The organism is Rhizobium favelukesii, assembly GCF_000577275.2.
In the GTDB taxonomy this organism is placed as follows: domain Bacteria; phylum Pseudomonadota; class Alphaproteobacteria; order Rhizobiales; family Rhizobiaceae; genus Rhizobium; species Rhizobium favelukesii.
This window is the reverse complement of record NZ_HG916852.1, coordinates 1,493,847-1,506,891: the sequence shown is the minus strand read 5'-3', so window position 1 is coordinate 1,506,891 and position 13,045 is coordinate 1,493,847. Positions and strand designations below refer to the sequence as shown.

The following is a 13,045-nucleotide window of genomic DNA, read 5'->3' as shown; positions in this document are numbered from 1 at the left end:
AGAGATGCGGGCCAGCCCGAAGGCCAGCCCGCTCGTTTCACTACGCTTGGATCAAATGTTTGATCGCCGCGGTGTCAGCGAGCTCTCCGTCGAAGCGGATCAGACCCGCAATCCCGAGGTCAGGCCAAAAGCGCTCGCGGAGCACCCCTATGACAGGTGAACCAATTTTCCTCACGAAGTACTTGTTGAAGTCCCCGAACAGAACGGTCTTCTGTCCGGTAGCGATATCTGCCATGCTGTCATTGACGTTCAATTTGTAGCCAAGCAGCGTAGCTGGGCGACCTTGGGTGACGTCGCCGGCTGACCAGATGTAGTCTCCGTCAGAATTTTTCAGCTTCCTCACCGCTTTGACAGTCAGGTCATTCATCATGAACGCTGCCTTCGGCGACTTGCGGTATGCGCGGTTCACTGAGTGCTCGAGGTCGATAAGCTCGTCGCAGGTCAGCGCCGTCGCCGAAGCAGCGGTCTTGCCGAGCGTCGATGCCGTAACAACACCATTCGGAGCAGACGAACCAGTGCCGAGCGTGAGCTGGGCGTTCGCGATGCGGCCAAGGCGTTCGCCGAGGAGGTCCGCCAAGAGAGCTTCCATGGAGAAGATCGAGTCGGCTTCGAGCTCGAATGACCACCGGATAAACTCAGTGTCGAATACGTATGCGTCGAGCGACTTCTGGCCGAAGGTAACGTCTTCGGAGCCGTCGTCTGTCAGCGCAGTGCCTTCAGTGTGTGCGCCAGCCGACTTCGCAGTGTCGTTGACAGTCGGCACCTTCATCGGATTGCCGGCCGAAGACGTGATCACACGTGCGACATCACCGTCGTACATGGGACCCCAGGCCAGCATGCTGCGAACGATCTCGTTGGCCAGTTCGGTCGGAACCGTGTAGCCGCCAGCAGTCGTCGAGCCGGCCGTCTGAGCGCGCTGCTCGAACTTGGCGACGCCCTGCTTCAGCACAGCGCGCTCTTCCGGGCTCAGGTCGTCGAGGCCGCCACAAACGACCTTCGCGAACACCTGGCGGTACTCGATCTTGTCGCCAGTATCCTGGCCGCGCTGCTCGCCCTCGCCAGAGATCGGACGGCGCTCCTGACGACGCTGCTCAAACCGGGCTTCGATCTCAGCGAGCTTCTGCTCGCGCTCGATCAGCTTTGAGATCTTGTCGAACTCAGCCATGACGGTGTCGTGGCGTGTGTCTAGCTCAGCTGCACGCGCTTCGTCGGTGTTTGCCTTGATGGCGTCGAGAGCTTCGCGGGCGTCATGTACAAGCTTGCCGCGCTTCTCGTTCAGTTCCTTAAGGGACATACTTTTCTCCAAATGAAAATGGCGCCACGCGGCGCCTTCAGGATGAAATGGCAGGAGACCCTGCCCTCCGGCGGAGCCGGGTGGACTTACGAAGCTTCCTGCCGGATGCCCCGAATTCGTTGTTCCAATGCCGCGCGCTTTTCGGCGACGCGTCTGGCCGCGGCCGCTGCGTTTCGGCTCGCGGAATCACCGTCTGACCTCGCCGCATCTAGCGAGCGAAGGCCAATAGTCGTGTCTTCGTAAGCCGGCCATGCAACCGCGGAGACTTCGAAGAGCTCCACGGCCTGGATCGTGCGCACCGGTACGTCGCCTGTCTCGTCCCAAGTCTCCTTGGTGACGCGAAAGCCGAAGCTCATGCCGCTGATGTCACCGCGCTCGACTAGCTCCCAAAGGTCATTGCCATCGGTAGTGTTTGGGATGTCGACCTCAACGGCCAATCCGACACCATCCTCACGAAGTCGGAGCGTCCCACTCTTCGTGCGGCCGATAACCCGGCCCGGGTCGTGATCTACCAGAGCCCGAATGTCACCGCCGATCGCGGTCGAGAAGGCGCCAGGCGCGATCTTTTCTTGGAAGTAGCTCCCGATCATGGCCAGCCGCTCAAACTTGGCGGCGTAGCCGATCAGCGTGCGCTTGCCGTCGTCAGCACGGTGCTCGACCGCGCCGACATAACTGCGCTTTTCAATGTTGGTCGTCATGCTGCGTCAGCCCCGTCGTCGGCGTTGTCATTGGCGGGCGCCGGAGCACCAGCCTTGTTTTTCTGGCCATACGTCGCAGTTCCCAGAGGTGCCGTTGCGCCTTGGAGGAACAGATCGTCGCCATGTGGCATCGCAGGACGATCATCCAAGGCGCGTGCCTCATTCGGCGTCAGCAACGCATTCTGAACGGCCTTTGCTAGACCCTCCATGCGGGTGGCGAAGTCGCCGCGCATTAACCCGTCGAGCACATGTCTCACGTAACGTGAGCCGCCGCTCCGACCAAAGAATTTCAGATTAAGTTCGTCTTCCAACGCCTTGGCCCATTGGCCGATCAGGTGTTGAACAAGCATTAGGTTCTGCTGCTCTGTGTTGGCCATCGTTCCGTGGGTCAGGTCCTGCAAGAACACCGGCGGAAGTTGGTAGGTGCGTGAAATTTCTTCCACCTGGAATCGCCGCGCCTCGACCATCTGGCCCTTGGCAGGATCAATCCCGACCGGCGATAGTTTATATCCTGCCGGAATGGGGAAGATTGGCTCATCAGCATTCTTAGCTGCGTCGACCGACCGCTTGATATCGGCCTGCGCTCGCTTCATTGCCTCGGCGCCGGCAGGAAGAGGACCTTCTAGCGCCAACGGCGGAACACCACCGCCAGCGAAGAAGTTTGAGCCATAATCATTCATGGCGATTGCGAGTTGGATCGCCTTGGACGCCTGGGCGATCGGCCCGTAGTGCTTCAATCCGCAGCTGCGGCGCATGAACGGCACGTCGATCACATCGGCCGCGTCGTATTCCTTGTTTTCGAACTGATAGACGACCCGCATACCGACGCGCTTGATCGTGGTCTTTGTCGGATCCATCGGCCAGAGCGAGTCGATGCCTTGCGGCGTGCGCTCGATGTAGGCGAGGCCCCGGCCGCCGGTAAATACCTGCTGCCAGAACCACTGCCAGAACCCGAAGGAGCCAATCGTGTCGTTTGGCGCCGCGTTGACCACCGTCTCAAGCCTGCCGCCCACGCGTTTCGCACCATCTTTGGTATCGCGATATGCATGCCGAGGCAGCGCGGCCAGCGTGCGAGATAGAAATGCAACCGCAGCCCAAACAGCCGGGACCCTAAGCGCGTTGTCGATCGTGACGTGCGGCAGGTTGGCGCTCTGAACGCCGAAGAATGCCATGAAATTCTCGGCACTCACTGGCACCGTAGGATTTTCGATGGATGCGCGCGTTTCCGGCGCATTGTCCGCGTTTCGGCGGGAGAGTCGTTCAAAAATACCCATTATCCCGCCATTAATTGGAAGTTTGGATCGTCCCAAGGGGATGTGGCCGCAATTTCGGGCACATATTCTTCAGCAACCGAAAGGGCCATAACAAGCGACACCATTCCGTCTATACGGCCGCGGCTGCCCGCCTTGGTCAGCTTACGATTCCCCGCGTCGTCTTTCTTCACGACCGCATTGCCCGCGCACATCGTGAGTACGGGATGGTTGCCGTGTCGTATTTTGTTGTTGAGCAGAAGGGATTCTGCGGTGCGCAGGGCCGGAGACATAGAAACGAAGCCCTGGCCGAATTCGACGAATTTCGCGTCTATCTCTTCCTCGCCGAAGCCGGCTTTCAGCAACCATGGTCGTAGGTGCCTGAAATTATACCGGTCGAAGGCCATCCTTTGGACATTCATCTCATCGCACACATCGCGTATATGCCGAGCAATGAGTTCATACTCGATGCTTTTGGCTCCTTCGATCGCCTCAATGAAACCATCCGTCGCCCAAACGTCGTAGCCGACACGGTCCATGCGAGACTTCGCGGCCAAGCCCTCGCCAGGTAGCCAGAAGTGCGGCCGAACATCCCAAACCGTGCCGGCCTCGACGTCCTCAGGCGCTACGAGCACAAGGCTCGTCAAGTCGTTGCATTCGCTAAGGTCCAAGCCGCCGAACACGGGGCGTTCGCCGAAATCGCGGTTTGGCTCCTCGGCATTCTCCATCCAGACCTTGCGAGACACAAACGGATTGCTCGTTTCAACGCGCCGATTGAGAACCAAGTTCTCGAACTCGGCGGCACGGGCCGGCATATTCCGTGCGTCTTCCATCATGCCCAGGACTTCGTCCTGGTTCATGAATAGGTCGAAAGCCGGGTTGGCAGCCCTGACCGCTTCTACGCTAAACGCGTCGAGTTCAGCTGGGGCAGTCTGGAATCGCAGAACGGTGCGCGGGTCGCGACCCTTCTTAGCGTCGTCAATTAGAACGGAGAGAAGATCAGCGTCCGTGGGTGCCTGCGTGCTAATGATGATCGAAAGCGGCTCGCCCTGCGCGGCCGTAGCCGTCTCCAGGGCATCATAGAGCGATGACCGCGGACCCTTTACCTGGCCGAGTTCGTCGTGGATGGTGAGGGCTGGAGACAGGCCGTAGGCAGTCGCAGCGTCCGCCGAGAGAGCTCGGTAAACGGTGCCCAGCCCTCGACACACGATACGCTTACCGCTGTCCTTCGGTTCGGCAAACGCTGAGAGCACGGGAGACATCCGGATCATTTTCGCGGCCAACTCGAACAAAATGGCTGCCTGGTCGCGAGACTGCGCAGCACTGAACAGCTGGCCGTTAGGCTTCGCCTCCGGGCCGCATAGGTGCAGCAGGAGGATCATCGCCGATTCTGTGGTCTTCGCGTTCTTACGGCCACGGGAGATAATGGCGCGGCGAGTGCCGTGCGGGTTATCGTAGATAGCCCTGAGGTCGTCCTTCATGAACGGCGCCAACTTGATCGGCTGGCCAAAAAAGCGGCCCTCGGGAATCCTGATGTGCTTCTCGAGCCAGCGGATGTTTCGCTCGGCCCGACTAAGTGTCTTCGCCATCATCTTCCCATGGCGCGATGATCTGCCCCGGCTTCCTCGCCGATTCAGCTCGAACCGTTGCTTGTTGTGTGATCCGCATCCGCGTGGCGATCGACGAGATCGCTCTACCCTCGCGCTCTTGCATCTTTAGGAGCTTGTCGTATCCATCGATGTCGAAAGCCTCGGCCTTCTCCGCTTTCTGGATCAATTGTGCGATGCGCCTGGCAACAACCACGTGCCGGCAGTACTGCGTAAGCATGGCGTGGGTTTCGCGGGGAAACCAATGAGCCGGCATGCGGTCTACAACCGCCCGCCACTCCGCTCCCTGCTCGGCAGTGAGTTCCCGTGGCGGCAGTGGGCGGTTGATCACCTCGACATTGGAGGCGATCACAATCTCCGTGCTAGCCGCCGACTTGCGTCCGCGAGCCGCCATCGAAATTCTCCAATCAGAAACTTTTTTTCTACAGGTTTAGACTAAGTTGCCCCCGACGCCGGTACCCCGGTCTGACGGCAGGACCTTCGGACCCAGCCCCTCCGGGTCATCGGCCGTGCCGCCATTCCGGCCAACCATCGCCATCAAGGCGAGTGTCGACCGATCCGCTATCGAGGCGCTGCTTAGTGCCATCATGGTGTGGGCGGCACAAAGACTGTAGGTTGGTTGGATCGTAAAAGAGACTCAGGTCGCCTTTGTGAGGTTTTACGTGGTCAGCGACTTCGGCCGCTGTGACGTCCTCGACCTCGAGACAAAACGAACACAAAGGCTGCATGCTCAACTGATAGTGACGAAGCTTCTTCCATGCGACGGTCCTATAGAGACGACGCCATTGCCTCGCCTCTTCGCTCCGCCGGTCTTCAGCCGAATACGCCATGAATTGTTCCCATGTACCGAAGGAGTCCACAGATGGCATATAATAAGCCGAGGCGCGGCAAGGCCGATCATGGCGGACTACCAACGCGGGACCCCTACGAGGTCGCCCCGTTTGCGAAGAAGCACGGGATCGCAACCGCGGACGCAAAGCGGATTATCAATCAGCATGGCTCGGATCGGGATGCTTGCGACAAGGCCGCCAATCGACTGAAATAGCAACGCGGCAGGGAGCTGGGTGTTGGCTACGCTCTACCCGCCGCGTGCCTCACCGTCGCCGGGAGAGATCGGCGCCAGGTGATTGGGTATTTTCGGGAAGCGGCCGGCTCAACGCTACACTGCGTGTGCGCGAGCCGACCTCATACGTCGGTCGTTGGGAAACGGGCCCGGCGCATGATCTTAATGTGGTGATTGAGGCGGGTGGTTTCTAGGATCGGAAGACGTACAAAAACAAACGAGGCGCGCGCCATCAACTGCCGCAGAGATCTCAACGAATCAGCTGCCGCATTTGATTGGCAAAGCCGCGACCAAATCAACAGTGTCCCAGCTTTTCTTAGACTTCTTGCTCCTTAAGACTGAAAACGCACGTAACATGTTGAATTTGTTTCGGAAGTTTGTTTTCCACGTTCTCCACAACCCGATCCACAACATCTTGTGGTGAACGGTTCGTTAAAAACAACCCCTTGACGGAATCTGCAGTTTCCATCTCAATAGCACTAGATGTTGCTGCGGCAGTTGGACCGGAATTAACGAGGCCGGTTCCCTTCAAAATCCAGCGATATGGTGACGGTTTGCCGAACCTGAAGGTTCGTCACGCCGATGTAGTCCCGCGTGTGCGCTTCCGAGCGTAACCGCCACATCCGAGATAGGCGATAATACGCTGTTAATACTATATTTAGTGTTTGCAGCAGTTGCCTGACACAATAAAATTGACCGACCGCGTAACAACGAGGCCTCGTGTGAATAAGCTGCTGCTCCTACGGAATGAAAAACGAACCGTTTATACGAGTTCAGGACAGGGCGATCTCGGCGTTGTTACAGCCGAGATATCGGCGTTGATCGACAAAAACGAGGGGCCAATCAAGCTCCTCAATGGCGTCGAAGGGGCGAAAGGTGGCTTTGGCGCAGCGCATATCGAAGCGCGCCGTCTCAAGCACCTCACCGGCCTAGGCTACCACAGCGTGGTCGCGTACGTTCATTTCGTCGTCTCGAATTACGATCGCATAGCCGCCCAAGACGACGGGCGTCTTATATTCCTGCGCGAACACAACAATTACCACCATCGCGTCATTGCACAGTGGGACCCGGAGCTTGCAATTTGGAGTGTGACCACCGCGCTTCCAACGACGTCGGCTCGAAATCTCGACATCGTCTGGACGAGAACTGGCGGCTGATGGAAGCGAACTCCACCTTCTGGCGTCGGTAGCCATATCCGCTTTGCGACCGTTTCAACCCCCAGGAAATCTATCCTGCCGACGGGACGAAGGATCCAAGCGCACGCGGAACCGCCTGTAGTTCGTAATGAGATATGGTTCAGATTCTGGCCGGCGTCAATATAACCTACACATGTAGACGCAATTAAACGCGCGAAATTCAAACGCATTATTGTCGCAGGTGATGTCCGTTGACTAAACGCATCTGACGCGACGAGACGCAGAATGTGTGCAACACGTTAACCATTTGACACGTAATCGTAACGCCAAAGGTAGCACCAGAAACCGAAAGCGGCCGCTCAACACCGCACATCGCAGCGGAGCGGCCGCACGATTACCACGTCGCCGGAGGAGGCGGCGCCATGGTAATGGGGTTGCCCAACGGAATGCCGCGTCCACGCCGCAAGCATCGTGCCGTGGGTGGGCAATGGGATTGCATCCGGCCACCACTCGTCAGTGGCGCCCTCCTGTTGCTTCAGGATGTTAGGCATGAACATGGCGCAACCGTAGTTCGCCAGGCCAGAGGACTAGGATGCTCATGCGAAAGGCAGGAACGGCCGGAGCGTTGCTCTAGGTGCCTTTGCAAGGTGTACAAAGCCCTGCCTTGCCAATAGTTACGCCCGGCTCATCACTGGCCGAGCGTCCGTCGCAACCAATCTGTGCGCCCGGAAAGGATGAGGGATGGCCTTCACCATCCCCTTCACCTTTATAGGGGGATGAGTTGCGAGAAACTTCCCTCACGCCTCCGCAGCAAACTCCGCGAGCTTCATCGCTTCCGTAAAGTTGTCGTTTGCTGCCCGAAGAAGACGACGCCCGGCATCAACCGCGTGGCGGCCACGGTAACCGCGTGCCTCTCCAAGCGCACTGAGGCTTTTTGCCGTCATCGCTTCAGTTAGAACTCGAACGTGCTTCTCCTGCATCGCATCGAGTCCGCGAGTGAATGCATCGCGGTTTTCTTTTTCCGTGAAGATATCCGCCCATGCCTGTGACCCCGATTCGCCCTTCTTGCCTTTCCGACCACCGATAAATAGCTGACGGAGGTTGGTTGGCCCGTAGGGGAACCCGTCGGGGCATTTCGTGATCACGACATCAGTTTTGGCCATTGCGTCGGCAATAATCTGTCGCGCCTGGGCCTTCGAGATCTCGACACGCTGGTCCTTGGTGGGGTGGAGCTTGGCCGGAGTGGCAACGCGACCTTTTACGATCCAGCGATAGTGAGCGTTGCTACCGGATGTGTCGTCTTCGCCGCCGCGGTCACGAGTTGACTTCTCGCGGCTGCCGAGCATCGATCCCACTGGCATTTTGAGGTCAGTGTTGACGACCTTGTCCATGACGAGCTTGTGTCCCTTCTCGGTTTGTGAGCCGTCGCTGAAGCGAAGGCGACCGATGCGGACGATCACTTTGTGCGGCTTGTCGTCTTCATCGACGTGGGTGCCGTATGCCACATCACCATCAACCGGGATGGCGTGAACCTCGCGATCACTTCGACCACCGCGGACCATTGGCTCGACGCGATGGCGAACAGGCAGGTGTTCAATCTCGGCTTCCAACAGATCAAGACTTGGCTCGTATTCTACTGCTCGTTCGGTTCCGAAACCCTCATCTTCTTCCGGCGGCTGGTTGTCATTTGCAGCAACGATGCGCCAATTGGTCGAGATTGTCGGGATTTCGGCCGCTTCTTCCACACCCTCAGCAACGCCGACCGCGCGGCTACGCATTGCCAGCAAGGCTGACAGCTGGGACAGGTCCTTGTGCCTTGGCTTCTCAGTCTTCAGTTTTCGGCCGAAAATTTCATGGTCATGCTTGGGAGCCGAGGCCCGCCATGCTTCGACGGCTGCGCGATGCTCTGCGGTGCTGCGTTCCATTTTCATCCCCTCGTTTTCCGATTGTGATGGCGCCGTAAAGCCGCCTCGCCCTTTGCTGAAAGCGGCAAGCTGTAGGTGCCGTCGCCGTTCGGTTTCCATGGCCCAAACATCTTGCGGGACTCGAGGATCAACTGCGTCCGATCGTCGACACGTTGATGAACGCTGTTGCGGCCGCTGCCCAGAAAATCCGCCTGTGCTTTGGTCAAGCGCAGTTCTTTGTTTGACCAAGTCGGCGTGGCTTCTGGCTTTGGCGTGTTGTCATTCGCAGCCATAAGGCTGCCGGCATCCGTTATCGTGGGGCGCATTGCCGCCACGTCGTTGAGCTTTTCGAACCCTGCCCGCTGGCCGCGAGGCAGAATCTTGTCGTGTGCCATACTGGGGGCCGCTCCCTTGCCGGGGAACGGTCCGCCGATATTCTGAACTCGTGTTCTGATCATAAACCCTCCAATTGAACGCCATTGCCGTATTGCCACATTGCCAACATGGATTCAGACAGGGGCAGATACGGGAAAAAACCAATTTCAAAAGCATCTTGGCAATGTGGCAATAGAGAAGAAAAATATATATATGTTATTGATATATATAGTCTTTTCTGTTGCCATATGGTTGCAATGAATGGCAACCGTTGCCACTATGCAAGGGATGAGGCTTTGAGCCGTTGCTACGTTGCCGTTTCCGTTGCCAAATCGAGCAGCTGAAACTTGCTTCCGGCACCTGGTTTCGGGCGACCAATGATCCCGATTTCGCGGCTCTCCATCAGGTATGTCAGTGCGCTATCAACCTCCCATAGGTCGGACCCGCGGACGCCCCTGCGCCGCAGAAGGGTGGAATATGCCATGGTCTGCTCGGGCGCCTCGCGCAGGATCTCAACGATACATTTGCGCAAAGCCTCGGCGGGGCTGGATGACATGTGACGGCTTACGCCCTTGGCGATTAGATCGATTGACCGGAAGACAACAGCCCAAGCCCACTCGACATCTTCAAGTGTTATCGCAGGTGAACGGGCGTCGCGACTGATCGCGCGGATTGTTGCTAAGCGTACGGTGTTCTCCGCAGCGCGACCGTTGATGTCGTTGTAGATTTCATCCCAACCAGGGCGGTGCTGCCACATGAAAATCTCACCCCAACGCCTGTAGGCTGCACCACCCTCGCCGCCTTCAAATCCGACCTTGTACTTGGCGCCAGGCTTGCCGGACTTCGGGAAACCCGTGATGGCGTTCTGCAACGATGCGACAAGGTGGGCGGGTGGCTTCAGGTCGACATCGAGACGCGGCGGCCTAATACCCCCTTCATCCCGCGCCCCAGTGACGAACACGAAGCGGTTGATGAAGCCGTCCGACACGGAAGCAGCTGACAACCCTGCGTACAAGGTCGACGGCGTCGTCATCGCAAGAACCGTGAGTGCCGGTCCAACGATTGGGCCATCATCCTTCTTCGTCTCGCTGCTGGCATATATGCGGCCGTCAAAAACCGAGTTCGACTGGTCGTAGATCGCTAGCAGCATCTTCCGGATTGAGGCTGAAGCAGAGTTCTGATTGCGGCCGTTGATGTCCTGAAGCGTCACGCCGAACTCGTCCATCGTGACGACCGTGGAACTGCTCTTTCGTAGCATCCGCTCGATCGCAGCATAACTGGTCGGATCTCCGTTACTAACCGCGCCCTGGGCTCCGCAGAGATCTCCTAGAGTACGGATTGCTTTAGGAGGGTGCCCTTTACCGCCGGCCGTCGCTAGCAGCGTTGCGAAATAGACATTCACGCCGGCGTTGGTGGGCCCGATCGCCATCTTGCCAAAGCAGCCGGCCATAAGAGCAATTGCGGCGGCCAGCGATAGCTCGGGCACAGGGACGATGGCCGTATCGTTCACCCATGTCGCTATCTTCTCCAGCAGCCCGCCAGCCGCCTGTGGGGTGAACGGATTGGGGTGCATCGCTGGCGTGTCCGTTACCGGCACGTTGTCATTGGCCGCGACCGGAGCGCGTCTAGCGGTTGCCTTCGCTACGAACTGGCGAGCTACCTCGGCTTGCTCTTCGCGAGCCTCGATCATCGGTAGCGCGAACTTTCCCCAGATCCGCTCAAAGTCCTTCGTAGGATCCTTGCTCTCGTAGCGCTTGAACCAGTCACCGGTCGCCGACAGGAAAGCGGCGCACGCGTGCTCCGCAGTAAGGCCGTCGAATGCCAACTGTTCGATGACCTTTGAGGCCCAAGCCGAACGATCACCGACGTCGTTGGACGCGAGCAACTCGGCCGCCCGGTCGGAAATCTCGACACCGTCCAGCGCTGGTAGATCCCCGATTGTCACCGCTGAGGGACTTGCAGGTGCAGTCATCCATGGCTCGAGCGCGGCGCTTAGGTCATCAACGCTCGTAAGGCTGCCATCCCAACGTAGATCGACCGTTACTGCCACAGGCTCGGGAGAGCGTCCGCGTTCGAGTTTCTTCTTGTTCGGCCAGTTCAGTGTTCCCGGGATGCGCCAGACATGGGCCACGTCACCCGTTCCATGATCGCTGCCAGTCGCGCGCTTAAGCGCTGCAGCCAATGGCTTCGCTGCACCTGGCGCAATTGGCCGATCGAGCAAGACGAATGGCTGAAAGTTGCCGCTGGACGTTTCCAAGGCAAGACTCGGCTCTATCGGCATATCGCCGATCTTACCAGTATCCGCGTCGAGGTCGACGACGAAGCCGAGCGTGGCCAGAATGTCTGCTTCAGTTCCGCGCTTACCCACAGCAACCCCGCGACGCATCACGTGAAGGCCAGTGAAGATGTTCGCGTTGGGTGTCTCTGCGTGGGAGAGAATGGAGTCGACCATGCCTTCGACATCACCAATACGATGGTGCGTGACGATCCCCGGAGTGTCTGTTTCGCCTGTCGGATTGGCGTGGTACGTCGACACAACGAGAAGACCATCCAGACCGGCGGCCAGAGAGTGAAGCATCTCGACATGTTCACGGATCGCAGGCTCGTCGAATGAGGCGACGGTAGGCTCATTTTTGCTTTTGGGAAGTGGCGCCATGTGCAGTGTCGTGCTCCGTTAGTGTCTTGAGGGCTGCGGCGGTGATAGTTTCAGCGAGAGACCGGCCAAATGTCACCGATCGGCGACCACCCAATGCGGTTGGGGCATACGAGACGTGATCTCCGTTTGGCGCTCGAAGAAGGCGCATGCCGTAGACGGCGATGTCGGGGGTCAACTGCAGATCGAATGTGGCGACCACCTTCATCGACCCGCCGCCTGGATTGGTGGCGGGTGACAGAGAAAGAACTCTCATTGATTAAGCGACTATAGCGTTTGTCAGGGAGCCAAAGTCAGCAGCCGTCCGGCCTCCATCCTTTGTCGCGAAGTACCTGCTATTCAGGTCGTCGGTGTCACTGATCGCCTTCAGGCCACACGCGGCAACGAAGCTTTCGAACCGGTGTGAGCGACGCTTGGTGCCATGGCTCACAAGAAACTGGAAGACCGCCAGTTCGCGGTGGCCGCCACCGATCGGATCGCAGAATACCTTGACCCGCCACAGATCGTCCTCGTCCTCGTCCATCTCGGTTGCTATCACCCGCCAGCCCACCCACCCGCGTACCACGGACATCCGGTGAGCTACGGCACGCTCGACACGAGCTACGTCAGCGGCCTTTTCGATCATCGTGAATGCGAGCACATCTGCAAGCGACGGCCCTTTGATTTCTGCGTGCATATTTCCTCCTTCGCCGGCGCTCGGCCGGTCGGCTTAGCAGTTAAGTTTTCAGATGAGTGATTAGGCGGCTCTGGCCGCCTGAGCTTCAGCTTCAGACATCCATCGAACCAACGATGAGCGGCGCGCGGCGACGGTGCCGCCAAGCTTCATGCTTGGGATAATGCGGTCGGTTGTAAGGCGGTAGGCCTGGCGCTGGGTGATGCCGAGGAACCTTGCAATTGCCTTGGCTCCGACCAGAAGATCGCCCTCAATAATGTTATCGTTTGCTGACTGCATTTTTTCTCCTCTTTAGTGTTGACAGGTTTTTTGTAAACGTGCTATTTCTGAGCGTGGACAATTGTGCCTTGTTCACTTTCAGCACATTGGTGTAAACATACAAAAATGTCAAG

General features: G+C 58.2%; 12 protein-coding genes. 2 read left to right on the top strand and 10 right to left on the bottom strand.

The features are described from left to right. Positions 1–40: 40 nt before the first annotated feature. The 5 genes from LPU83_RS45795 to LPU83_RS45775 form a co-directional block, all read right to left on the bottom strand. The gene (locus LPU83_RS45795; RefSeq protein WP_037069263.1) at positions 41–1,294 is read right to left on the bottom strand and encodes a phage major capsid protein; all 1,254 of its coding nucleotides are present in this window, start codon (positions 1,292–1,294) and stop codon (positions 41–43) included. An 86-nt stretch (positions 1,295–1,380) separates the two neighbouring features. Then, the gene (locus LPU83_RS45790) at positions 1,381–1,992 is read right to left on the bottom strand and encodes an HK97 family phage prohead protease (RefSeq protein ID WP_037069260.1); all 612 of its coding nucleotides are present in this window, start codon (positions 1,990–1,992) and stop codon (positions 1,381–1,383) included. Further along, positions 1,989–3,164 carry a phage portal protein gene (locus tag LPU83_RS45785; protein ID WP_244656137.1) on the bottom strand — a complete coding sequence of 392 codons (1,176 nt, stop codon included), beginning with the start codon at positions 3,162–3,164 and terminating at the stop codon, positions 1,989–1,991. Before LPU83_RS45785 ends, LPU83_RS45790 begins: the two co-directional genes overlap by 4 nt. Positions 3,165–3,265: 101 nt before the next feature. After that, the gene (locus tag LPU83_RS45780; protein ID WP_244656136.1) at positions 3,266–4,723 is read right to left on the bottom strand and encodes a terminase TerL endonuclease subunit; all 1,458 of its coding nucleotides are present in this window, start codon (positions 4,721–4,723) and stop codon (positions 3,266–3,268) included. A gap of 91 nt (positions 4,724–4,814) precedes the next feature. Then, positions 4,815–5,243: a hypothetical protein gene (locus LPU83_RS45775; protein ID WP_037069251.1), complete on the bottom strand. Its 429-nt coding sequence runs from the start codon at positions 5,241–5,243 to the stop codon at positions 4,815–4,817. 468 nt (positions 5,244–5,711) lie between these two features. Here LPU83_RS45775 and LPU83_RS45770 point away from each other — a divergent pair, with 468 nt between their 5' ends. Then, positions 5,712–5,894, top strand: a complete 183-nt coding sequence (locus tag LPU83_RS45770; RefSeq protein ID WP_037069244.1) for a DUF3606 domain-containing protein — start codon at positions 5,712–5,714, stop codon at positions 5,892–5,894. A 740-nt stretch (positions 5,895–6,634) separates the two neighbouring features. Next, positions 6,635–7,069, top strand: coding sequence for a hypothetical protein (locus tag LPU83_RS45765; protein WP_037069240.1), 435 nt, complete (start codon positions 6,635–6,637; stop codon positions 7,067–7,069). A gap of 776 nt (positions 7,070–7,845) precedes the next feature. Here the strand turns inward: LPU83_RS45765 and LPU83_RS45760 are convergent. From LPU83_RS45760 to LPU83_RS45740, 5 genes are all read right to left on the bottom strand, one after another. Next, positions 7,846–8,973 carry a hypothetical protein gene (locus LPU83_RS45760; protein WP_037070228.1) on the bottom strand — a complete coding sequence of 376 codons (1,128 nt, stop codon included), beginning with the start codon at positions 8,971–8,973 and terminating at the stop codon, positions 7,846–7,848. Positions 8,974–8,975: 2 nt separating this feature from the next. Continuing rightward, positions 8,976–9,245, bottom strand: coding sequence for a hypothetical protein (locus tag LPU83_RS73430; RefSeq protein ID WP_197901958.1), 270 nt, complete (start codon positions 9,243–9,245; stop codon positions 8,976–8,978). Positions 9,246–9,634: 389 nt separating this feature from the next. Beyond that, positions 9,635–11,983, bottom strand: a complete 2,349-nt coding sequence (locus LPU83_RS45750) for a DNA-primase RepB domain-containing protein (RefSeq protein ID WP_051509070.1) — start codon at positions 11,981–11,983, stop codon at positions 9,635–9,637. A 256-nt stretch (positions 11,984–12,239) separates the two neighbouring features. Continuing rightward, positions 12,240–12,656: a hypothetical protein gene (locus LPU83_RS45745; protein ID WP_037069235.1), complete on the bottom strand. Its 417-nt coding sequence runs from the start codon at positions 12,654–12,656 to the stop codon at positions 12,240–12,242. A 60-nt stretch (positions 12,657–12,716) separates the two neighbouring features. Next, entirely contained in the window at positions 12,717–12,932 is a 216-nt protein-coding gene (locus tag LPU83_RS45740) for a helix-turn-helix domain-containing protein (RefSeq protein ID WP_037069233.1), read from the bottom strand. Positions 12,933–13,045: the final 113 nt, after the last annotated feature.